The sequence below is a fragment of the Frigoribacterium sp. ME-P-080 genome (genome assembly GCF_030209595.1).
Classification (GTDB): domain Bacteria; phylum Actinomycetota; class Actinomycetes; order Actinomycetales; family Microbacteriaceae; genus Frigoribacterium.
In genome coordinates this window covers 692,607-714,270 of the sequence record NZ_JARVRR010000002.1, presented here as the reverse complement: position 1 = coordinate 714,270, position 21,664 = coordinate 692,607, and the positions used below count along the sequence as shown (strand labels likewise).

Sequence of the window (21,664 nt, the reverse complement as noted above, 5' to 3'; positions counted from 1 at the left end):
GCAGAGTCGGGACGGCGAGGTCGGATATCGTGACCTCGTGGACATTCGCATCGGCATCACCAACAGCCCCCGTGAGATCAGCTTCGAGACGGCCCAGACCGCCGACGAGGTCGAGAAGGTCGTCGGCGACGCGCTCGACGGCGGCAAGTCGTACGTCACCCTCGCCGACTCCAAGGGCAAGACCTACCTGGTCCCCACCGCATCGCTCGCCTACGTCGAGGTCGGCAGCGAAGAGAGCCGCAAGGTTGGGTTCGTCAGCTAGTCGTGGAACTCCTCTTCGTCGTCCTGGGTGGCGCCATCCTCGGGTTCGTCCTCCACTACGCGCTGCCCGACGGCGACACCCGCGGCGTCCTGCTCGCGCCCGCGTCCGGCGCCGTCGTGGCGGCGATCGTGTGGGAGGTCCTGACCTGGGCCGGATGGCCCGCCGACGGCGGATGGATCTGGGTGGCAGCACTCGTCCTTCCCGCCGTCGTCGCATTCGTGGTCTGCCGTGTCGCGGCGGCTCGCCGTCGGGCTCACGACAGCGAGCACTTCGCCCGCCTGGTGCGCTCCGCCTCCTGACGCCGCGCCTCCGCCATGCCCTCGATGCACGGCCGGTCGCCCAGGGCGGCCACGCCAGGTCGCCGAGAACAGTCCCGCCAGCCGGAGGACTACCAGCGGTCAGCGCTCAGGCGGTGAGTCCGAGGGCGTCCATGCGGCGCGTGTGGGCGGCGATGAGTTCTGTGAAGACGGGTTCGAGACGCTCGTCGTCGGCGGACACGTGCGACGCGGACACCGCGGCGCGAGCGACCAACAGGGTGTCTCCCACCAACCTGCGCCCCCAGAGGGCCAGCCGTGACGCGAGCCGCGGGTCGGCCTCGATGGCCGCGGAGAGTTCTCGCACCACGAGCGGTGCGTCGTCGTGGGCCTCGAGCACCGCCACGATCCGCTTGTGGTGGTCCGCCGGCAGTCCGGCCGCCAACCGCACGAAGACGTCGTTGAGCAGGCCGGCCGCGACGTAGTCCGCGACGATCGCCTCGTACCAGTCCGTGCCTCCGGTCCGGGCCCGGAACTCGTCGATGGCGGCGATGTGGGGCTCCATCGACTCGGTGGCGTCGTGGCCGGACCGTTCGATCTCGGCCACCAGGCCGCGGTGTCGGGCCAAGGTCGTCTCGGCGATGCGGCCGGTGGTCTCTTTCGCACGGACGTCGGGGGCGAAGGCCGACGAGCGGCCCAGCGTCTCGAAGAGCGCGAGTTCGAGGTAGGCCGCGTGCCCCAGGAAGACCAACAGGTCGGGGGTGAACTGGTCGAGCTCGACCCGGGCCGCGGGGGTCGGCTTCGCCGCGGGCCGCGGCCACTGCAGGGACGGGACGCCGCGTTTCGCACCTCGACCGGGCCAGGACACCACGCCCACATCTTACGGGGTCCGAGGGGCCGCCCGTCGCGACGGGCTAAACTCGACGCATCCCCCTATATGAGACAGGGCAACACTTTGACATTCACTGACCTCGCGATCGACCCCGACATGGTCGACGCTCTGGCGTCGAAGGGGATCCTCGAACCTTTCCCCATCCAGACGCAGACCATCCCCCTCGCCCTCGCCGGGCAGGACATCATCGGCCAGGCCAAGACGGGCACCGGCAAGACCTTCGGCTTCGGCCTCCCGATCATCCAGCGCATCGGCCTCGACCCGGCCCCCGGCGTCAAGGTGCTCGTCGTCGTCCCGACCCGCGAACTCTGCGTCCAGGTGGCCGACGACCTCGAGCTCGCCACCTCGAACCGGGCGACCAAGATCGTCAGCATCTACGGCGGCAAGGCCTACGAGGGCCAGGTCGAGCAACTCAAGGCCGGCGCGCAGATCGTCGTGGGCACCCCCGGGCGCCTCCTCGACCTGGCCGGCCAGCGCCTCCTGAACCTCAAAGAGGTGCAAGAGGTCGTGCTGGACGAGGCCGACAAGATGCTCGACCTGGGCTTCCTCAGCGACATCGAGAAGATCTTCCAGCAGGTGCCGGCCACCCGTCACACCATGCTGTTCTCGGCGACCATGCCCGGCCCGATCGTGGCCTTGGCACGCCGGTTCATGTCGAAGCCGATCCACATCCGCGCGACCGACCCCGACGAGGGCCTCACGCAGGCGAACATCAAGCACGTCGTCTACCGGGCCCACTCGCTCGACAAGGACGAGGTGATCGCGCGCATCCTCCAGGCCGAGGGGCGTGGCAAGACCGTCGTCTTCACCCGGACCAAGCGCGCGGCCGCCAAGCTCGTCGAAGAGCTGAACGACCGCGGCTTCAACGCGGCGGCCGTCCACGGTGACCTCAACCAGGAGCAGCGCGAGCGCGCGATGGCCGCGTTCAAGGCGGGCAAGAAGGACATCCTGATCGCGACCGACGTCGCGGCCCGAGGCATCGACGTGAACGACGTCACGCACGTGATCAACCACACCGTGCCCGACGACCACGACACCTACCTGCACCGCGCCGGCCGTACCGGCCGCGCCGGCAAGACCGGCATCGCCGTGACGTTCGTCGACTGGGACGACCTGCACAAGTGGGCCCTGATCAACCGGGCCCTCGACATGGGCCAGCCCGAGCCGGTCGAGACCTACTCGTCGAGCCCGCACCTCTTCGCCGACCTCGACATCCCCGCCGGGACGAAGGGACGCCTGCGCGCGAGCTCATTGTCGGCGGTCAAGGCGGGTTCGGTCGGCTCGCGCGAGCGCACCGGCGGCCCCCAGGGCGATCGTGACAGGGGTCGCGGTCGCGGTCGTGGCGACGCTCCCGTGCGGGCCTCCGGTGAGCCCTCGACCACGGGCCGCGGCGCCGCACAGGCGCCCGACGCGGCGGCTCCGGCCGGCGAGGGCACGGGTGAAGCCCCGCGCAAGCGCAGCCGCAACCGTCGCCGTCGTCCCGCCGGCGACTCGTCGTCACAGCCGCAGGGCTGACGACCGATCCAGCACGAGACCCCCTCGACCGTCCGCGGCGAGGGGGTCTCGTGCGTCCGGCACGTCGCCGCCCGGCACGTCACCGTCCGGAACGCCGCCGTCCGGCACGTCATCGCCCGGCAGGGAGCCGTCCGGACGAGGAGGCGCGGGCCGGGTCAGCCCCGGACGGGCACCCACCCGGTCGCCGCGTCGACGATCCGGTCGAGTTGTCCGGGAGCCGTGGTGTTCTCGCCCAACCGGTTGGGCTTGCCGTCGCCGTGGTAGTCGCTCGACCCGGTCACGATGAGGTCGTACCGTCGGGCGAGCTCGAGCAACCGCACCTTACCGGCCGAGGTGTTTTCGCGGTGGTCGATCTCGACGCCGAGCAGGCCGGCGTCGACGAGGGCCTCGAAGCCCTCGCTGGAGACGTTCGGCTCGCGACCCCGCGTCGCCGGGTGGGCGATGACGGGGACGCCCCCGGCCTCCCGGATCAGGCGGACGCCGATCAGGGGGCTGGGTGCCTCGTGCGGCTCGTAGTACCCGGACCGCCAGTGCAGGATGCCCGCGAAGGCGGCGCTGCGGTCGGGCGCGTAGCCCTTGGCGACGAGGGCGTCGGCGATGTGCGGCCGTCCCAGGGTCGCCCCCGAGCTGGCCTGGGCGAGGACGTCGCCCCAGGTGAGGTCGTAGTCGGCGGCGATGCGTTCGACGATGCGCTCGGCCCGGTGCAGACGGCTGTCGCGCAGGCGGGCCGTCTCGGCGACGAGGCCCGGGTGGGCGGGGTCGAAGAGGTAGCCGAGCATGTGGACGCTGTTCAGTCCGAGCCGGGTGCTGAGCTCCATGCCGGGGAGGAGGGTGAGACCGGTGCCGGCGACGGCGGCCGTGGCCTCGGACCACCCGGCCGTGCTGTCGTGGTCGGTCAGGGCGACGGTGTCGAGCCCCGCGCGCACGGCCGACGCGACCAGCGCGGCGGGCGCCTCGGTGCCGTCCGACACGCTCGAGTGAGTGTGCAGGTCGACCAGGCGCGTGGGCATCCCCCCATCGTAGGCGGCGCGCATCCGAGCCGTCCGTGCGGCGCCCGACGTGCGGTCGGGGGTTCCCCTAGGCTCCAGGGGCCATGATCCGTCGTCTCGTCGCCCTCGTCTTCGTCCTCGCCGTCGCCGCCGTGCTCCTGGCCGCCCTCTGGCCCCAGGCCGTCGGGCTGCAGCGCGTCTTCCCGGTCGGTCAGGTGGTGTCGTTCCGCCTCGTCGCCGGGGCCGTCGCGATCGTCCTGATGGTGCTGCTGCTCGTGCTGGGCCTGGTCGCGCGGCCGATCCGGTCGCTCACGGCGAGCGCGGCCGTGCTGCTGCTCGTGTTCGGCGTCCTCTCGGCGGGCGTCGTGACGGCTCGCGGCCTGGGCCGCACCGACTTCGTCGAGAAGACGCCCACCGACGTCACCGTCCTGTCGTGGAACACCCTCGGCGCGGCGACCGGGGCCGACGCCGTCGTCGCCCTCGCGACCGAGGTCGGTGCCGACGTGATCGCCCTGCCCGAGACCCGCCAGGAGGTCGGCGTCGCCGTCGCCGAGGCCATGGCCGCCGCCGGCAAGCCCATGTGGGTGCACACGGTGGCCTACGACCAGATCGCGAGCGGCCGCTCGACGACCCTCCTGATCAGTGCCGCGCTGGGCGACTACCAGGTCGCGATCGGTGACGACGGCACCACCGACGCACGGACGACGCCCGTCCTCCCGACGGTCGTCGCGACACCCGTGTCGGGCGAGGGCCCCACGATCGTCGCCGCCCATCCCGTGTCGCCGACGCCCGAGCACATGGGGCAGTGGCGTGCCGGCCTGGGGTACCTCGCCGACGTCTGCCGGTCGGGGGACGTGATCATGGCGGGTGACTTCAACGCCACCCTCGACCACATGGCCGGGCTCGGCACCGACGGTGGAGCGCTCGGCGCCTGCCGCGATGCCGCCGAGGCGACCGCGAACGCCGGCGTCGGGACCTGGCCGACCGACGTCCCTCCCCTCCTCGGTGCGCCGATCGACCACGTCATGGCCACCGAGCAGTGGCTGCCGACCGGCTTCCGGGTCGTGACCGAGCTCGACGACGCCGGCAGCGACCACCGGGCGGTCGTCGCCCAGCTCAGTCGCACGGGAGCCTGAGCCCACCGACTGGGCGTCCGGCCCGTTTGGCGGGACAATGGTGGGCATGGCAGATCAGAAGGCGCCGCGCGCGACCACCAACCGCTCCACCACCCCCGGGTCGGACACGTTCAAGGACTACATCTCGTCGCAGTGGGCCGACCGCCCCGACGTCCTCCCCGAGCCGCGTGAGCAGGCGCCGTTCGCCGCCGACCGTCGCGCGCGGCTGTCCGCGCTGCACCCGGGCACCCGCCTGGTCGTGCCGGCCGGCTCCGCCAAGGTCCGGTCCAACGACTGCGACTACCCCTTCCGTGCGCACTCGGCGTTCTCGCACCTGACGGGCTGGGGTTCCGACACCGTGCCCGGTTCGGTGCTCGTGCTCGAGCCCACGGCCGAGGGCCACGACGCCACCCTGTACCTGAGGGCGAGCGCCGGGCGTGACTCGGACGAGTTCTACGCCAACCCCGAGATCGGCGAGTTCTGGATCGGCCCGCGCCCGTCGTTGACGCAGGTCGCCGCCGACCTGGGTCTCGCCACGCGTGACCTGGCCGACTTCGAGGCCGTGGTCGGCACCATCGACGCCGGCACCCTCGTCGTCCGCGAAGCCGACCCCGACCTGACCCGCCGTCTCGACGCCGTCGTCGAGGCCGCCGCCGAGCAGTCCCCCGTCTCGGCGGGGACGACGGCCGTCGTGATCTCCGACGACGACCGCCCCCGCGAGCGGGCGACCTCCGCCGACCTGGCCCGTGACCTGAGCGAGCTGCGTCTCGTCAAGGACGCGTACGAGGTCGCGCAGATGCGTCAGGCCGTGACGGTGACGGGCAAGGGGTTCACCGACGTGATCGCCGACTTCGACGACATCGTCGCGCACCCGCGCGGCGAGCGGCTCGTCGAGGGCACCTTCAACCGTCGGGCCCGAGCCGACGGCAACACGGTCGGCTACGACACGATCGCCGCGTCGGGCGACCACGCCTGCGTCCTGCACTGGACCCGCAACGACGGCGTCGTCCGCGACGGCGACCTCATCCTCATCGATGCGGGCATCGAACTCGACAGCCTCTACACGGCCGACATCACCCGCACGCTGCCCGTCTCGGGCCGGTTCACCGACGTGCAACGTCTCGTGTACGAAGCCGTTCTCGAGGCGGCCGACGCGGCGTTCGCGATCGTGCGTCCGGGCATCGCGTTCCGCGAGATCCACGCGACGGCCATGAAGGTCATCGCCGAACGCACCGCCGAATGGGGCTTCCTGCCGGTGTCCGCCGAGGAGTCGCTGCAGCCCGACCACCAGTACCACCGCCGCTACATGGTGCACGGCACGAGCCACCACCTCGGCATCGACGTGCACGACTGCGCCGCCGCCCGTCGCGACCTCTACCTCGACGGCGTGCTCGAGCCCGGCATGGTGTTCACGATCGAACCCGGCCTGTACTTCCAGCCCGACGACCTCACCGTGCCCGAGGAGTTCCGCGGCATCGGCGTGCGCATCGAGGACGACATCCTCGTGACCGCCGACGGGGCCGAGAACCTCTCGGTGGGCATCCCCCGCACGGTCGCCGACGTCGAGGCGTGGATCTCCCGCGGCTGAGGTCCGACACGAAGGGCCCCAGGTGCGTCGCACCCGGGGCCCTTCGCCCGTTCACACCCCGATCAGCGAGGCAGGATCATCGACCGTCGGACGACGAGTCGCCGTCCGGGGCCGACGTGTCGTCGGTCTCGGACGGTGTCCCGTCACGTCGCCGGCCGGTGACGATGGCCACGACCACACCGGCGGCGGCCAACACGACGATCGCGACCGCGATGCCGATGACGAGTCCGGCGTTCACCGAGCCCGACTCGGGCGCAGCCGACGGCGTCGCCACGGTGTCGTCACCCGGGGTCGCCATGGTCGTCATCTCGGGCTCGGACGAGGCCGAGGGCGAGGCCGCCCCGGTCTCGTCACCGGTGGGGGCGCCGGCACCGCCAGCCGCGCCTCCTGCGCTGCCGCAGCTCGGACGGGTCGGCGAACCCGCCCCCTCCGCGGTGCCCGCGGCGGGGGCGTAGGTGAACGGGACGGCGTCCGAGACGGTGTGGCCGTCGGCCGAGACGGCCTGGTAGGTCATCGTGTAGGCGCCGGGCGACCCGAGCGCGACACCGGTCGTCAGCGTCGGTCCCGAGGTCGTCGAGCAGCCGTCCTCGTAGTGCAGGCCGGCGGCGTCGGTCACCTCGAGCACGTTCGAGCTGCCGGTGCCCGAGAGGTCGAGGATCACGTCGTTGAAGGTGATCGACACGGTCGCCGGGGACGAGTCGACGGTCGAGCCCGCGGCCGGCGCGCTGCTCACGACGTAGTCGTGCGCCGCGGCCGATCCCGCCGGTACGAGGGCGAGGGCGCCGACCGCGGCACCCAGCCCGGCCGTCACGAGGACGCCGAGGAGGCGCGGTGTCCGCGAGCGCGCGGCCGTCACGCGTCCACCCCGCCGTTCGTCGAGGTGCGGGACGCGGTCGCCCGGGGCCGACGGGTCAGCGCGACGACCGAGACGACGAGCGCCAGCGCACCCAGGGCGAGGCCGCCGATGCCGAGGCCGATCGAGAGCGGTCCGACCGCGCCGTCGCCGGAGCCCGACGCCGAGTCGCCGGAGGTGCCGACACCCGCGGTCGTCGCGTCGTCGTCCGTCGCGTGGCCGGCGTGTTCGTCGGCCGGCGGCGCGTCGTTGACGTAGAGGGTCGGTGCGGGGTGCTCGGGCTCTTCTCCCGAGGCGGGAGTCGCGTCGGCCCAGTCGACGACCGTGCCGTCCGAGTAGCGCTGGTGGGCCGGCAGCGCGATCGACCCGGTGTCGGGCACCGCACCGGCCGAGATGACGAACTGCTGGAACTGTCCGGGTGCGATCTGCGTGTCGCCCTCGGCCGTCCAGGTCACCTGCGTCGGCGCCTCGGTGATCGTCGTGCCGTCGAGCTCGACCGGCTCGGGCAACGTGCTGGTGGTGACCTCGGTGGTCCACCCCGGGAGGGGCTCGTACGACACCGAGGTGAACGGGGTGTCGGTGGGCAGGTCGACGACGAGCCCGACGGTGCCCGCGGTCGCCGACTCGTTCGGCACCTTGAAGGTCAACGTCTCGTACGAACCGGCCTCGGCCTGACCGGGCTCGACGTGGACGTGGGCCGAGGCCGCGAGGGGCGCGGCCAAAGCGAGCAGGGCGGCGGCGCCGAGGGCCGCTGCCGAACGGGCGACGACGGCGGACGACCGGGGACGGCGGGACGCGACGGAAATGGGGTTGGTGCTGCGGTTCATGGATCTGGTCCTCTCGATCGCGAGCGCGATCGGTCTGCGGTGCATGACGATGGGGCCCGACGGCGCGACGGGCGCGTCCGACGGGGTCACCGGCGACGGAGGCCGGCGGTGTGCGGGGTCAGGCAGGGCAGGGCGGACCGCGACGGGGTCGGGCCGTGAGGTGTCGTCGGCCGGGCGGGCACGGAAGGACGCCGACCGGAGCCGGCGGGCGCCGGACGACGGGCGCCTCGGGCCGGTGCCCGGCGGTCAGGAGGCGCGCGACGGCCAGACCGCGGACGGCCAGTCGGACGAGGGCCCACGCGGCGCCCTCGCCACGCCGGAGGGCGACGATCGTGACCACGGCCGCGAGCGCGTGGGCCAGCCACATGGCGGGGCCCCCCATGACCATGGCCTGGCCGACGCCGCCACCGGACGCGGCGCCGTCGGCGATCGTCGAGATCACGAGTGCGGAGTGGTGCCCGCCCGTCGCCGAGGCACCCCCGCCGCCCGAGGCTCCGAGGGAGAACAACAGGTGGAACGCGACCTGGCTGAGCGCGACCGCGACGGCGAGCCTCACGGTCGAGAGGTGCACGCCCGCCAGGGCGATCGAGACGGGCACGGCCACGGCCAGGGCGAGGACGACGCCGAGCAGGCCGGGCTCCATGCCACCGCCGGCCACGTGGGAGAAGGCCGCGACCAGGGTCGAGGCACCGGCGGTCAGCCAACCACGCGCGAAGCGCTCGGCCCGGGTGGCCGTCGTGGAGGGGTCGCGGGGTGCCATGTCGACACCAGGGTACGTCAGCGGCGCGGGGTCTCGGGACGCGCGAGGATCTCGTGCGCCCGCCCGGAGACCTCGGGGTCGACCACGATCTGGTAGTTCGACGCGAGCACCTGGTGGGTCGAGGTGAAGTCACGGCGGCGACGGGTGATCGCGAAGCTGACGATTCCGTAGAGCATGCCGAAGCCGGCTCCGAGCAGGGCGGCCGCCCCGACGGTGGCCGCGGTGGCGGTCTCGGTCGCGAAGACGAGCATGACGAGCCCGAAGAAGACGCCGAGCCAGAGTCCGGTCACGGCCCCGGCCAGCGCGGCGCGCCCGTAGCTCAGGCGACCGGTGACGCGTTCGACGGTCTTGAGGTCGTTGCCGATGATCGCCAGCCGCTTGATCGGGAACTCGGCCTGTGACAGCCGGTCGACCACGCGCTGCGCCTCGGGATACGTGTCGTAGGTGCCGAGGACGTCGCCCCGCGGCAGGGTGGGAACCATCGGCGGGCGGCGGCCCACGGGGCCCGGGTTCGTCATCCCTGCATTAAACACGGTGCCCCTGCCGGGCACCCGTCGGCGGCGACCCCGCGAGCGACTAAATTGGACGCGTGAGTGCAACCAGAGTCTTCGTCGCCCGGCTGGCCGGTTGCTCCGTCTTCGACCCCGCGGGCGACAAGGTCGGCAAGGTGCGCGACGTGCTGGTGGTCTACCGCCGCACCGGGGCGCCGCGCGTGGTGGGCCTCGTCGTCGAGGTCCCCGGCAAGCGCCGGGTCTTCGTGGGGATCGGACGCGTCACGAGCATCGGCTCGGGCCAGATCATCACGAACGGCGTCATCACGCTCCGCCGCTTCGAGCAGCGTGGCGGCGAGACCCGGGTCATCGCCGACCTGCTCGGTCGTCGCGTGTCGTTCCGGCACGGTGGCGGCCACGCCACCATCGAGGACGTGGCGATCGACGAGGTGAGCGAGGGCGACTGGGAGGTCGGCCAGCTTTTCCTGCGCAAGCCCAAGACGTCGCCGTCGCCGTTCGTCAAGGCGCCGACGGCGTTCGCGGCGTGGGACGACGTCGTCGAGGAGGCCGGACCGGGCGAGGCGCAGAGCGCCGAGCACCTGATCGCCGCGTACTCCGACCTCGTGCCCGCGGACCTCGCGAACACCCTGCTCGACCTCACGCCCGAGCGGCGGCTCGAGGTCGCCGGCGAACTGTCCGACGACCGCCTCGCGGACGTGCTCGAAGAGCTGCCCGAGGCCGAGCAGGTCGAGATCTTCACGGGCCTCGACGACCACCGTGCGGCGAGCGTCCTCGACCAGATGCAGCCCGACGACGCGGCCGACCTCATCGCCCAGCTGCCCGACGAACGCACCGAGCAGCTGCTCACGCTGATGGAGCCCGACGAGGCCGACGACGTGCGCATGCTGCTCAGCTACGACTCCGACACCGCCGGCGGACTGATGACGACCGAGCCCGTCATCGTCTCGGCCGACGCCACGGTCGCCGAGGGCCTCGCCCTCATCCGTCGTCACGAACTGGCCCCGGCGCTCGGCGCGGCGGTCTGCGTCGTCCTGCCACCCTACGAACCGCCCACCGGCCGGTTCCTCGGCATGGTGCACTTCCAGCGGATGCTCCGTTACCCGCCGAACGAGCGCCTGGGGACGATCCTCGACCAGACCACCGAACCGGTCCGCGTCGACGCCACGGCCCTCGAGGTCACGCGGGTCATGGCGACCTACAACCTCGTCTCGGTCCCCGTCGTCGACTCGGCGCACCGCCTCGTCGGCGTCGTCACCATCGACGACGTCCTCGACCACGTCCTGCCCGACGACTGGCGCAGTCAGGACCCCGACCAACCGCTGACCCCGAGCCGGCCGCGTGGCCGCGCCCGTCGCCCCGCGATCGGCCAGAGCACGAGGAGCGACGATGGCCCGCGATAACCGCAACGACGTCCGCCTCGACGCCCCCAAGGGTCTGCGCCCCCGCGTGCTGCCCGGGCGCAAGCGGGTCAGCAGCGACCGCTTCGGTCGGGCGACCGAGTCCATCGCCCGGGGCATGGGCACGCCCTACTTCCTGATCGCCCTCACCCTGTTCTGCGTCGTCTGGATGATCTACAACACGGTCGCCCCGATCGACATCCGCTTCGACAGCGCCGCCATCGGCTTCACGGCCCTGACGCTGATCCTGTCGCTGCAGGCGTCGTACGCCGCTCCCCTCATCCTGCTCGCGCAGAACCGGCAGGACGACCGCGACCGCGTGCAGTTCGAACAGGACCGTCAGCGCGCCGAACGCAACCTGGCCGACACCGAGTACCTGGCCCGTGAGGTCGTCGCGCTCCGGATCGCGATCCGCGACATGGCCAGCAAGGACTTCATCCGGGCCGAGCTCCGCTCGCTGCTCGACGAGCTCGACCGGCGCGACGACGACGAGAGCCCCGCGGTCGAGCCGACCCGCACCTCCTCGTCGTCACGACGCGACGCCCGGCGCGACGGCCACCACCGTGGCTGAGCCGGTCGCCGCCACGCGCCCCGCGACGCCGGACGACGTCCGTCGCGCGCTCGCGCGGGTGCTCGACCCCGAGATCCGCAAGCCCGTCACCGAACTCGACATGATCGGTGACGTCGTCGTCGACGCAGGAGGCGCGGCGACGGTGGCCGTCAAGCTCACGATCGTGGGGTGCCCGGCAGCCGACACGATCGAACGCGACGTCCGCGAGGCCACGGCCTCGGTGACCGGCGTCACCGACGTCACCGTCGACGTGACCGTCATGACCAAGGACGAACGACACGCCCTCACCGAGAAGCTGCGGGCGGGCCGGGCGGCGCGCGGCATGCAGTTCGGCCCCGACACGCTGACGCGCGTGTACGCCGTCACGAGCGGCAAGGGCGGGGTGGGGAAGTCCACCGTGACCGCCAACCTCGCGGTCGCCCTCGCGGCCCGTGGTCTGGCCGTCGGCATCGTCGACGCCGACGTGTACGGCTTCAGCATCCCCGGACTCCTCGGCCTCGTCGGCCCCGACGGCGCCTCGGTGAAGCCCACCCGCGTCGACGACATGATCCTGCCGCCCGTCGCCCACGGCGTGAAGGTCATCTCGATCGGCATGTTCGTCGACGACGCCTCGACCGCCGTCGCCTGGCGCGGGCCGATGCTGCACCGGACGATCCAGCAGTTCCTGACCGACGTGTACTTCGGCGACCTCGACGTGTTGTTGCTCGACCTGCCGCCCGGGACGGGCGACGTCGCCATCTCGGTGGGGCAGTTGCTGCCGCACGCCGAGGTGCTGGTCGTCACGACCCCTCAACCGGCCGCCGCCGACGTCGCCGAGCGCAGCGGGCTCGTGGCACGCCAGACGGGTCAGCGGTTGCTCGGGGTCGTCGAGAACATGGCGGGTCTGCCCCAGGCCGACGGCAGCGTCCTCGAGCTCTTCGGCTCCGGTGGTGGCGTCGAGACGGCCCGCCGACTGTCGTCCGGTCAAGAAGCCGAGGTGCCGTTGCTCGCCAGCGTGCCGCTCAGTCTGGGCCTGCGCCAGGGGGGCGACGACGGCGTACCGGTCGTGCTCGCCGCTCCCGACGATCCTGCGGCCACGGCCATCGACGAGTTGGCGGGCCGACTGGCGGTGCGGGCCCGGGGGTTGGCCGGCCGGAAGCTCGGACTCAGCGTCACCTGACCGGGGTCGAGCACCCCGGACGTGCAGAAAGGGCACCTCGCGTGGCGAGGTGCCCTTTCGTCACAGCGTCTCGCCCGGGGGGGGGGGGGGGGGGGGGGGGGGGGGCGGGGGGGGGGGGGGGGGGGGGGGGGGGGGGCGGCGACGTGCTCGTGCCGCACCCCAGCACGGAGGCGGCACACGCGGTGGCGGCACGCTCAGGAGGGAGACGCGCCGACCACCGCGAAGTGGACTAGGACCAGCGGTTGTAGGTCTTGGTCGGGATGGCGCGGAAACCGTCTCGGGCGACCGAGACGAGCGAGCCGGCGATTCCGACGACTGCGGCGATGGCGAGGACGATGATTCCGGTGAGCATGGGGGACTCTTTTCTGGCGCGGTTCGACGCGCGATTCTGCGTGGTGGGATGGATTCGCCACCGAGCCCGGGACCAGGTCGACCGGAGCTCGGGAGCGCTACGACGCGCTCCGGGGACTCCTCAATGATGCGCCCCGAGAAGCGGTAGATCAATCTCACGTTTCTACCGAAACAGCGTAGATTTGCTACATGGATGTCAAGCGTCTCGAACTGCTCCGCGAACTCGCCGAACGAGGCAGCGTGGCCGCCGTCGCCCGGGCCACCCATCGCACCCCGAGTGCCGTCTCGCAGCAGCTCAAGGTGCTCGAGCGCGAGGCCGGCGTGGCGTTGACCGAGCGGGTGGGACGCGGCATCGTGCTCACCGGCTCCGGGCGCGTGCTGGCCCAGACGGCCACCGACGTCGCCGTGGCACTGGAACGAGCCCAGGCGGTCTGGGACGACTTCGTCGCCACCCCCCAGGGCGAGGTCACGCTGGCCACCTTCCCCACGGGCGGGCAGATGCTGCTGCCGGGGCTGCTGCGCACGGTGGCCGAGACCCCCGGCCTGGTGGTCGTCGCGAGCGACCACGACCCGTCGATCCGCGAGTTCCCCGAGCTGGCCGCCGACCACGACGTCGTCGTCGCGCACTCGTCCGACGACAAGCCGTGGCCCGGACGCGGACTCGTCACCGTCCCCCTGTTGACCGAGCCCCTCGACATCGCCCTGCCCGCCGACCACCGTCTCGCCGGTCGCGCCTCGCTCGCACCCGGCGACCTCGAGGGCGAGAACTGGATCGGCGTCCCGCACGACTTCCCGTTCGAGTGGGTCTACCGCGAGATCGAGCGCGTGACCGGCAGCCCCGTCCGCGTCGCCCAGCGCTTCAGCGACACCAAGGTGACCGAGTCGCTCGTCGGGGCAGGCCTCGGCATCGCCGTGCTGCCGCGCTTCACCGCCAAGGACGCCCGGGACGACATGGTGCTCGTGCCGCTCGAGAGCATCCGGGCCGTGCGCTGGGTGTCCGCCGTGATGCGGCGCGACCGGGCCGAGCGCCCCTCGGTGCGACGGGTCGTCGACGCGCTCAGGGCCGAGGCCTCACGCGTGGCGGCACTGCACGGAGGCGTCTGAGCGCCACGCCGCCCACGGCCGGCGTGAAGACCGAGTGAGGGGCTCGAGGCGAGAGGCCACGAGGCGGCAGACCACGAGGCGGGCGACGAGGTCAGGAGGCGCGGTGCCGCAGGCGGATCAGGTCGCCTCGGAGTCGTACGGCGGCACCTCGCCCGTCGCGAGCGGCACCACCTGTGCGGGGGAACGACCCCCCGGCAATCCTGCGGACACAGCCGCGGCGGCGGCACCGGCCGTCGCCATGCTCGGCGCCGAGGGCTTGGGGGCGCCATCCGTGCCGTCGAGCAAGGCGTCGCGGATGATGCGCCGCGGGTCGTACTGACGGGGGTCGAGCTTCTGCCACTCGACGTCGTCGAACTCGGGGCCCATCTCGTCGCGCATGCGCGTCTTCGCACCGTTGGCCATGTCGCGCACCGTCCGGACGAGCTGGGCGAGCTTCGCCGCGTAGCCGGGCAGTCGTTCGGGACCGAGCAGGAAGACCGCGAGCACACCGATGATGAGCAGCTTGTCGAACGTCAGACCGAACATGGACACGCAAGCAGACTAACCGGTGACGACTCGGAGAACCCCCTAGAGTTGGCCTTTCGAGGAGTGGGTGTGTCGCAGATAGAGTCAAGTTGGAAGTTCGCGGAAGAACTCGTCACCGAGAGCGACGCGATCGCCGAGGCTCGACAGCATTCGCTGGAGGTCGGGGTCGAGGCCGTCTCGCCGGCGGTCGGCGCCCAGCTCGCGGTCGTCGCCGCCGCCTCGAACGCGTCGTCGATCATCGAGGTCGGTACGGGCCTGGGCGTCAGCGGGCTCTGGTTGCTCTCGGGCGCCCCCGCGGCCGTCCTGACGACCATCGACCGCGAGATCGAGCACCAGCAGGCCGCCCGGGACGCCTACCTGCAGGCGGGCATCCCTGCCAGCCGCTTCCGCGTGATCGCCGGCCGTGCCGCCGACGTGTTGCCCCGGATGAACGAGAACTCGTACGACATCGTCTTCGTCGACGCCGACCCCGGCTCGGTCATCGAGTACGTCGAGCACGGCCTGCGCCTCGCCCGCCCGGGCGGACTCGTCCTCGTCGCGCACGCACTCTGGCACGGACGGGTGGCCAATCCCGCCGTCCGCGACAGCACGACCACGGGCTTCCGCACCTTGCTGACCGAGGTGTCCACCTCACCGGCCGTGATCAGCTCGCTCTCGACGGCGGGCGACGGACTGCTCTCGCTCATCAAGCGGTGACGCACCCCCGCCGGGCTCCCTGCCCGTGCAACCGGCAACCGACGCGGTAGCCGGCGCCACGGAGGCGGGCACGCGCACGGACGCCCCGCGCGCCGCAGGTGCGGCGGGCGGGGCGTCCGGGGTTATTAAGGAGGCGGCCGACTAGGCGCTGACGACGCCGGCGAGGGCGTCGTGCAACTCTTTGGCTTCGTCGTCGTTGACCGACACCACGAGGCGTCCCCCACCCTCGAGCGGAACACGCACGATGATGAGACGGCCCTCCTTAACGGCTTCCATAGGCCCGTCGCCGGTCCTCGGCTTCATGGCTGCCATCAGATAGTCCCCTTTCGCAAGTTGCTGGTCCCATTATCCGTGATTTCGGGCCCCCGACCTAAACGACGCCGTTCCCCGACCGATCACGGCGGCGTCCAGTCGTACCCGTTCACCCACCAGCAGTAGTAGAGCCACACCCACTGCGCCGCCACGAACACGGCGACGAGCAGCGCCCGGTAGACCTTCGAGCGCGGCACCGCGAGGACGCCCAGCAGGGGGAAGAGCGGCATCAGGAGCCGGAAGGTGCTGGACTGCGGGAAGAACACCGCCAGCAGGTAGAGCCCGTAGGCGACGCCCCACAGCCTCAGGTCGGTGCTCGTCCGGCGTGCCCATGGCGAGAGCAGCAGGGCTCCGAACGCCACGAGCGTGACCACGAGGAGGGCGATGCCCGAACCACCCGGAAACCACCAGTTCGCCCCGTCGACCCACGGGGTGAACGGCACGAGCGGTCCGTAGCCGATGTAGGGCGCCCGCCAGGCGAGTTCGGTCTCGGTGTACGCCCCCGGCACCCCCGTGACCGCGCCGGCGACGACGAGCCAGGCGACGCCGAACACGCCCGTGGCCGCCGCCGACACCGCCACCCGGACGCGCTCGCGCACCGGGAAGGGATCGTCGTGCCGGCGCCACCAGCGCAGCACCCCGTGGAGACCGATCGCCAGGGCGAGCGGAAGGGCTCCGGGCCGCGTGAAGGACATGATCAGCACGACCGGCAGCATCGCCAGGTACTGCCGCCGCACCAGCATGAGCAGGCTCGCGCAGAGCAGCAGCAGGAACATCGACTCGGCGTAGGCCACCTGCAGCAGCGGCGACAGGGGCGCCACGCAGAACAGGACGACCGCGAACAACGAGGTCGACTCGGGCAGCGAGTGCCGCATGAGGCGGTAGAACAACAGGGCCGTCCCCGCGGCGCAGGCGACCGACACGACGACGGCCAGCGCCGCGAACGACAGGCCCGTCAGGCCCATCAGCCCACGGACGACGAACGGGTAGGCGGGCATGAACGCCCAGGCGTTCTCTCCGACGTGGCCGTCGCCGGAGATGGGGAGATCGCGCGGGTAGCCCACCACGGCGATGATGTTGTACCAGTGACCGTCCCAGATCGTGGCGAAGCTGCCGTAGTCCGGGCTCGCGAGGGTCCACGCGTTGGCCTGCTGGGCACCGGCGAAGGTGAGCAGCGCGATCGTGCTGACGACGCGCGACAGGACGAACACCACGAGCACCCGGGCCCACCACGGCGTGAGCCGGTAGCGCAGCAGGAGGCGCCTCGACGCCGAGGTCGGTCGTCGGGGATCGTGCCGCGTCGACGGGGACGAGGAGGCGCGACTCGCGTCGTCGACGGTCAGGCCGTCAGCCACGCCCGCAGTCCGCGCTCGTTGTCGAGGATCTGCTGCACGGGCACCCGCTCGTCGTCGTGGTGGGCCAGCATCGGGTCACCGGGACCGTAGTTGACCGCGGGGACGCCGAGCGCGGAGAACCGCGCGACGTCCGTCCACCCGTACTTGGGCTTGGCCTCGCCGCCCACGGCACGCAGGAACTGCTGGGCCAGCGGGGCGTCCAGACCGGGCCGGGCCCCGGGGGCGAGGTCGACGATCGTGACGTCGAAGCCCTCGAAGAGCTCGCGGACGTGGGCGACGGCCTCGTCGCCGCTGCGGCTCGGGGCGAACCGGTAGTTGACGTGCACCATGCACTCGTCGGGGATGACGTTGCCGGCCACGCCGCCCGTGATGCCCACGGCGTTGAGGCCCTCGCGGTAGACGAGCCCGTCGACCTCGACCTCTCGCGCCTCGTAGGCCGCCAGCACGTCGAGGATCGGCGCGGCCTTGTGGATGGCGTTGTCGCCGACCCACGACCGGGCGCTGTGCGAGCGGGCGCCGAAGGTGCGGATCTCGGCGCGCAGGTTGCCGTTGCAGCCCCCCTCGACCCCGCTGTTGCTCGGTTCGCCCAGGACGGCGAAGTCGCCGGCCAACAGGTCGGGTCGGACGCGCGCGAGGCGGCCCAGGCCGTTCAGGGCGTCGGAGACCTCTTCGTGGTCGTACCAGACCCAGGTGATGTCGACGCCGGGCTCGGTCAACTCGACCGCGAGCCTCAGGTGGACGGCACAGCCGGCCTTCATGTCGACGGTGCCGCGACCCCAGAGGTAGTCGACCCCGTCCTCGGTCTCGTAGCGCGTGGGCACGTTGTCGTTGATCGGCACCGTGTCGATGTGACCGGCGATGACGACCCGCGAGGCCCGGCCGAGCCGGGTCCGGGCGACGATCGCGTCGCCGTCGCGGAACAACTCGAGGTGGTCGCAACCGTCGAGCGTGGCCCAGATCTCGTCGGTGACGAGCCGTTCGTCACCCGACTCCGACCGGATGTCGCAGAGCTGCCGGGTGACGTCGACGGGCGAGACGGAGAGGTCGATCGGTGCCATGCGGGCGAGTTTACGGGGCCAGGGCACGGGTCACCTCCGAAGCGGTCCGTCGGCGGCTGCAGATACGCTCGGGTCCATGACTTCCGACGCCACCGCCACCGCCCCGACCCACGCCTACGGGTACGGCCTCGCGACCGTCTCGCACGACGGCACCACGCTCGACACCTGGTTCCCCTCCCCCCGGCTCGGCACCCTCCCGGCCGACCGCGACCCCGAGATCGTCCCGGCCGAGCTGGCCGACGCGGCCGGACCCGACGAGCGCCGCGCGGTCGACCTCGTCCCGGTGACCGTCGAGATCGACCTGAGCGCGCCTCCTGCGTCCACGCCCGACGCGTACCTGCGACTGCACCTGCTGAGCCACCTGCTCGTCGAGCCCAACACGGTCAACCTCGACGGCGTGTTCGCGCACCTGCCCATCGTCACCTGGACGAACGCGGGGCCGGTCCACCCCGACGACTTCGCACGGCTCCGTCCGACGCTGCAGCGTGCCGGCATCGTCGCGACCGGCATCGACAAGTTCCCCCGCATGCTCGACTACGTCTCGCCCGACCGCGTCCGCATCGCCGACGCGTCGCGGGTGAGGCTCGGTGCCCACCTGGCCCCCGGCACCACGGTCATGCACGAGGGGTTCGTGAACTTCAACGCGGGCACGCTCGGGTCGTCCATGGTCGAGGGCCGCATCTCCCAGGGCGTCGTCGTGGGTGACGGGTCCGACATCGGCGGTGGAGCCTCGATCATGGGCACGCTGTCGGGCGGCGGCACCCAGCGGGTGACGATCGGCGCCCGCGCCCTGCTCGGCGCCAACGCCGGCATCGGCATCGCGATCGGCGACGACACCGTCGTCGAGGCCGGGCTCTACGTGACGGCGGGCACCAAGGTCGTCGTCGTGGGCGGCACCCCGACCAACGACGGTTCGCCGCAGACCGTCAAGGCCGTCGAGCTCTCGGGCCAGCCCGGACTGCTCTTCCGCCGCAACTCGCTGACCGGCGCCGTCGAGGTGCTGCCCCGCAAGGGCCACGGCATCACGCTGAACTCGCAGCTGCACGCATAGGTCTTCGACGAGCACCACGACCGAAAGGGGTGGGCACGACTCCAGGTCTGAACCCGGCGTCGTGCCCACCCCTTCGCGTCGTGCCGATCGTTCCGGCGGACTAGCGCTGCGGCCAATCGCGTTCGGTCGCGCCCAGGTACAACTGCTGGGGGCGGCCGATCTTGGTCGTCGGGTCGGTGTTCATCTCGCGCCAGTGGGCGATCCAGCCGGGAAGGCGACCGATGGCGAAGAGCACCGTGAACATGCGGGGCGGGAACCCCATCGCCTTGTAGATGACGCCCGTGTAGAAGTCGACGTTCGGGTAGAGCTTGCGCTCGACGAAGTAATCGTCGGCCAGGGCGATGCCCTCGAGCTCCATCGCGATGTCGAGCAGGTCGTCCTTCACGCCGAGCGACTCGAGCACCTCGGTGGCGCTCTCCTTGACGAGCTTGGCGCGAGGGTCGTAGTTCTTGTAGACCCGGTGGCCGAAGCCCATCAACTTGACGCCGGCCTCTTTGTTCTTGACCCGCTCGACGAAGCGCTCGACACCCTGGCCGCTGTCGCGGATCTCGGCGAGCATCTTGAGGACGGCCTCGTTGGCCCCGCCGTGCAGCGGCCCGTAGAGGGCGCTGATGCCCGCCGAGATCGACGAGAACATGTTGGCCTGCGTCGATCCGACGAGACGCACGGTCGAGGTCGACGCGTTCTGTTCGTGGTCCTCGTGGAGGATGAGCAGGCGTTCGAGCGCCTTCGACAGGACGGGGTTCACCTCGTACGGCTCGGCCATCGTGCCGAAGTTCAGCTTGAGGAAGTTGTCGACGAAGCTGAGCGAGTTGTCGGGGTAGAGGAACGCCTGGCCGAGGCTCTTCTTGTGTGCGTACGCCGCGATGACCGGCAGCTTCGCCAGCAGTCGGACGGTCTGGAGCTCGACCTGCTCGGGATCGTGCACGCTCATGCTGTCTTCGTAGAACGTCGACAGTGCGCCGACCGCGCTCGACAGCACCGACATCGGGTGGGCGTTGTGCGGCAGGGCGTCGAAGAAGCGGCGCAGGTCTTCGTGCAGCAGCGTGTGCCGCCGGATGCGCGCGTCGAAGTCGGCGAGCTGGTCGGGGGTGGGCAGTTCGCCGTAGATCAACAGCCAGGCCGTCTCGAGGTAGGTCGAGTTCTCGGCGACTTGTTCGATCGGATAGCCCCGGTAGCGCAGGATGCCCTGATCACCGTCGATGTAGGTGATCGTGCTTCGGGCGTTGGAGGTGTTCACGAAACCCGTGTCGAGGGTCGTGTAACCGGTCTGCTTGGTGAACGTCGAGATGTCGATCGCCGAGGCACCCTCGGTGCTCGCGACGATCGGGAACTCGGCTGTTCCCCCCGGGAACTGCAGCGTGGCCTTCTGGGCGTCGTTGGCAGTGTCAGTCACCCGGTCAGCCTAGCGGTCAGCCGCCGAGTCGCCCCACGGCGGCGTCGATGCGCTCGTCGGTCGTCGTGAGCGCCACTCGGACGTGGCGATCACCGGCAGGCCCGTAGAACGACCCGGGCGCGACGAGCACGCCGCGCTCGGCGAGCCAGGACACCGAGGCCCAGGCGTCCTCGTCCCGCGTGGCCCAGAGGTACAGGCCGGCCTCGCTGCGGTCGATGCGGAACCCCGCTGCCTCGAGAGCGGGCAGGAGGCGCGCTCGGCGGGCCGCGTACCGCGCCTTCTGCTCGACCACGTGGGCCTCGTCGGCCAAGGCGACGACCATGGCCTGCTGCACCGGGGCCGGCGGCATGAGGCCCGCGTGCTTGCGCACGGCGAGGAGCTGCCCGAGCACGTGGTCGCAGCCCGCGACGAAGCCCGCGCGGTACCCGGCGAGGTTCGACTGCTTGCTGAGCGAGTAGACCGAGACGACGCCGCGGAGGTCGTCGCCGACCACGCGTGGGTCGAGGATGCAGGGCGTGGGGCGGTCGGCCCACTCGCCCGTCCACCCGAGTTCGGCGTAGCACTCGTCGCCGGCGATCACGGCACCGAGTTCACGCGCACGGGCGACGGCGGCGCGGAGAGCCTCGAAGCCCAGCACGGCCCCGTCGGGGTTGCCCGGGCTGTTCAACCAGACCAGCTTCGTCGAGACGGGCCACTCGGCGGGGTCGTCGGAGGCGAGGGCCGTCGCTCCGACGAGGGCGGCGCCGAGCGCGTAGGTCGGGTAGGCGTTCGTCGGGTAGACCACCGTGTCGCCGGGGCCGATGCCCAGCCAGAGCGCCATGCCGGCGATGAGTTCTTTCGAGCCGATGGTCGGCAGGACGTTCGCGTCGCCGAGTCCGGTCGCCCCTCGGCGGCGCGCGTACCACTCCGAGATGGCCGACCGCAGGGCCGGGGTGCCGGCGACCTGCGGGTAGGAGTGCGCGTCGGTCGCGACGGCGAGGGCCTCACGGACGACCTCGGGCGTCGGATCGACGGGCGAACCGACGCTGAGGTCGACGATGCCTCCGGGGTGGCGCCGGGCGGTGGCCGCGTACGGCACCAGGGCGTCCCAGGGGAACTCGGGCAGGTCGAGCGCCACGGGGG

The 21,664-nt window shown here is 71.8% G+C and carries 24 protein-coding genes; 11 read left to right on the top strand and 13 right to left on the bottom strand.

Going from position 1 to position 21,664, the window contains the following annotated elements; translation table 11 throughout:
- The first annotated feature begins 37 nt into the window (after positions 1-37).
- Both QRN23_RS04855 and QRN23_RS04850 read left to right on the top strand, forming a co-directional pair.
- Positions 38-262, top strand: coding sequence for a DUF3107 domain-containing protein (locus QRN23_RS04855; RefSeq protein WP_043595511.1), 225 nt, complete (start codon positions 38-40; stop codon positions 260-262).
- Positions 263-264: 2 nt separating this feature from the next.
- Positions 265-561, top strand: a complete 297-nt coding sequence (locus QRN23_RS04850; RefSeq protein ID WP_056048642.1) for a hypothetical protein — start codon at positions 265-267, stop codon at positions 559-561.
- Positions 562-667: 106 nt separating this feature from the next.
- Here QRN23_RS04850 and QRN23_RS04845 read toward each other — a convergent pair whose 3' ends face one another.
- Positions 668-1,387, bottom strand: a complete 720-nt coding sequence (locus tag QRN23_RS04845; RefSeq protein WP_082460613.1) for a ferritin-like fold-containing protein — start codon at positions 1,385-1,387, stop codon at positions 668-670.
- Between the two features lie 84 nt (positions 1,388-1,471).
- Here QRN23_RS04845 and QRN23_RS04840 point away from each other — a divergent pair, with 84 nt between their 5' ends.
- Entirely contained in the window at positions 1,472-2,923 is a 1,452-nt protein-coding gene (locus QRN23_RS04840; RefSeq protein WP_123571548.1) for a DEAD/DEAH box helicase, read from the top strand.
- Positions 2,924-3,078: 155 nt separating this feature from the next.
- Here QRN23_RS04840 and QRN23_RS04835 read toward each other — a convergent pair whose 3' ends face one another.
- Positions 3,079-3,933, bottom strand: coding sequence for a PHP domain-containing protein (locus tag QRN23_RS04835; protein ID WP_056048649.1), 855 nt, complete (start codon positions 3,931-3,933; stop codon positions 3,079-3,081).
- A gap of 83 nt (positions 3,934-4,016) precedes the next feature.
- Here QRN23_RS04835 and QRN23_RS04830 point away from each other — a divergent pair, with 83 nt between their 5' ends.
- Together QRN23_RS04830 and QRN23_RS04825 are read left to right on the top strand one after the other, a co-directional pair.
- Positions 4,017-5,048: an endonuclease/exonuclease/phosphatase family protein gene (locus QRN23_RS04830; RefSeq protein ID WP_159827099.1), complete on the top strand. Its 1,032-nt coding sequence runs from the start codon at positions 4,017-4,019 to the stop codon at positions 5,046-5,048.
- A 46-nt stretch (positions 5,049-5,094) separates the two neighbouring features.
- Positions 5,095-6,615: an aminopeptidase P family protein gene (locus QRN23_RS04825; protein WP_285062743.1), complete on the top strand. Its 1,521-nt coding sequence runs from the start codon at positions 5,095-5,097 to the stop codon at positions 6,613-6,615.
- Between the two features lie 76 nt (positions 6,616-6,691).
- On the opposite strand, the gene QRN23_RS04820 is transcribed toward QRN23_RS04825, so the two are convergent.
- The 4 genes from QRN23_RS04820 to QRN23_RS04805 all read right to left on the bottom strand — a co-directional run bounded on the left by QRN23_RS04820 (position 6,692) and on the right by QRN23_RS04805 (position 9,573).
- On the bottom strand, positions 6,692-7,471 hold the full coding sequence (locus tag QRN23_RS04820) for a copper resistance CopC family protein (RefSeq protein WP_285062742.1): 780 nt from the start codon (positions 7,469-7,471) through the stop codon (positions 6,692-6,694).
- Positions 7,468-8,295 (bottom strand): YcnI family copper-binding membrane protein, encoded by an 828-nt coding sequence (locus QRN23_RS04815; protein ID WP_082460572.1) that lies wholly within the window; start codon positions 8,293-8,295, stop codon positions 7,468-7,470. Before QRN23_RS04815 ends, QRN23_RS04820 begins: the two co-directional genes overlap by 4 nt.
- Before the next feature lie 118 nt (positions 8,296-8,413).
- Positions 8,414-9,055 (bottom strand): hypothetical protein, encoded by a 642-nt coding sequence (locus tag QRN23_RS04810; RefSeq protein ID WP_285062741.1) that lies wholly within the window; start codon positions 9,053-9,055, stop codon positions 8,414-8,416.
- Positions 9,056-9,072: 17 nt separating this feature from the next.
- The gene (locus QRN23_RS04805) at positions 9,073-9,573 is read right to left on the bottom strand and encodes a YflT domain-containing protein (RefSeq protein WP_056048662.1); all 501 of its coding nucleotides are present in this window, start codon (positions 9,571-9,573) and stop codon (positions 9,073-9,075) included.
- Positions 9,574-9,644: 71 nt separating this feature from the next.
- Between QRN23_RS04805 and QRN23_RS04800 the strand changes: the two genes are divergently transcribed.
- From QRN23_RS04800 to QRN23_RS04790, 3 genes are read left to right on the top strand one after another with little or no spacing between them, the layout of a single operon-like run.
- Positions 9,645-10,967 carry a magnesium transporter MgtE N-terminal domain-containing protein gene (locus QRN23_RS04800; RefSeq protein WP_056048665.1) on the top strand — a complete coding sequence of 441 codons (1,323 nt, stop codon included), beginning with the start codon at positions 9,645-9,647 and terminating at the stop codon, positions 10,965-10,967.
- Complete coding sequence (locus tag QRN23_RS04795) at positions 10,954-11,535, top strand: DUF1003 domain-containing protein (RefSeq protein WP_056048668.1); 582 nt, start codon at positions 10,954-10,956, stop codon at positions 11,533-11,535. The genes QRN23_RS04800 and QRN23_RS04795 overlap by 14 nt, the downstream gene beginning before the upstream one ends.
- On the top strand, positions 11,528-12,694 hold the full coding sequence (locus QRN23_RS04790) for an Mrp/NBP35 family ATP-binding protein (protein ID WP_285062740.1): 1,167 nt from the start codon (positions 11,528-11,530) through the stop codon (positions 12,692-12,694). The genes QRN23_RS04795 and QRN23_RS04790 overlap by 8 nt, the downstream gene beginning before the upstream one ends.
- A 229-nt stretch (positions 12,695-12,923) precedes the next feature.
- On the opposite strand, the gene QRN23_RS04785 is transcribed toward QRN23_RS04790, so the two are convergent.
- Complete coding sequence (locus tag QRN23_RS04785; protein WP_255350805.1) at positions 12,924-13,046, bottom strand: hypothetical protein; 123 nt, start codon at positions 13,044-13,046, stop codon at positions 12,924-12,926.
- 188 nt (positions 13,047-13,234) lie between these two features.
- On the opposite strand from QRN23_RS04785, the gene QRN23_RS04780 reads away from it, so the two are divergent.
- The gene (locus tag QRN23_RS04780) at positions 13,235-14,149 is read left to right on the top strand and encodes a LysR family transcriptional regulator (RefSeq protein WP_056048675.1); all 915 of its coding nucleotides are present in this window, start codon (positions 13,235-13,237) and stop codon (positions 14,147-14,149) included.
- Positions 14,150-14,266: 117 nt separating this feature from the next.
- Here QRN23_RS04780 and QRN23_RS04775 read toward each other — a convergent pair whose 3' ends face one another.
- Positions 14,267-14,674 carry a twin-arginine translocase TatA/TatE family subunit gene (locus tag QRN23_RS04775; protein ID WP_056048676.1) on the bottom strand — a complete coding sequence of 136 codons (408 nt, stop codon included), beginning with the start codon at positions 14,672-14,674 and terminating at the stop codon, positions 14,267-14,269.
- A gap of 69 nt (positions 14,675-14,743) precedes the next feature.
- Between QRN23_RS04775 and QRN23_RS04770 the strand changes: the two genes are divergently transcribed.
- Positions 14,744-15,370, top strand: coding sequence for an O-methyltransferase (locus QRN23_RS04770; protein WP_285062739.1), 627 nt, complete (start codon positions 14,744-14,746; stop codon positions 15,368-15,370).
- Positions 15,371-15,511: 141 nt separating this feature from the next.
- Here QRN23_RS04770 and QRN23_RS04765 read toward each other — a convergent pair whose 3' ends face one another.
- The 3 genes from QRN23_RS04765 to dapE all read right to left on the bottom strand — a co-directional run bounded on the left by QRN23_RS04765 (position 15,512) and on the right by dapE (position 18,095).
- Positions 15,512-15,682 (bottom strand): DUF3117 domain-containing protein, encoded by a 171-nt coding sequence (locus QRN23_RS04765; protein WP_071256769.1) that lies wholly within the window; start codon positions 15,680-15,682, stop codon positions 15,512-15,514.
- Between the two features lie 83 nt (positions 15,683-15,765).
- Positions 15,766-17,037: a hypothetical protein gene (locus QRN23_RS04760; protein ID WP_285062738.1), complete on the bottom strand. Its 1,272-nt coding sequence runs from the start codon at positions 17,035-17,037 to the stop codon at positions 15,766-15,768.
- The gene (dapE, locus tag QRN23_RS04755) at positions 17,022-18,095 is read right to left on the bottom strand and encodes a succinyl-diaminopimelate desuccinylase (RefSeq protein ID WP_285062737.1); all 1,074 of its coding nucleotides are present in this window, start codon (positions 18,093-18,095) and stop codon (positions 17,022-17,024) included. Before dapE ends, QRN23_RS04760 begins: the two co-directional genes overlap by 16 nt.
- A 76-nt stretch (positions 18,096-18,171) precedes the next feature.
- On the opposite strand from dapE, the gene dapD reads away from it, so the two are divergent.
- The gene (gene dapD / locus QRN23_RS04750) at positions 18,172-19,146 is read left to right on the top strand and encodes a 2,3,4,5-tetrahydropyridine-2,6-dicarboxylate N-succinyltransferase (protein WP_159827114.1); all 975 of its coding nucleotides are present in this window, start codon (positions 18,172-18,174) and stop codon (positions 19,144-19,146) included.
- 100 nt (positions 19,147-19,246) lie between these two features.
- Here the strand turns inward: dapD and QRN23_RS04745 are convergent, their stop codons facing one another.
- Complete coding sequence (locus QRN23_RS04745) at positions 19,247-20,542, bottom strand: citrate synthase (protein WP_082460573.1); 1,296 nt, start codon at positions 20,540-20,542, stop codon at positions 19,247-19,249.
- A gap of 16 nt (positions 20,543-20,558) precedes the next feature.
- Positions 20,559-21,659, bottom strand: a complete 1,101-nt coding sequence (dapC, locus tag QRN23_RS04740) for a succinyldiaminopimelate transaminase (protein ID WP_285062736.1) — start codon at positions 21,657-21,659, stop codon at positions 20,559-20,561.
- Positions 21,660-21,664 lie beyond the last annotated feature (5 nt).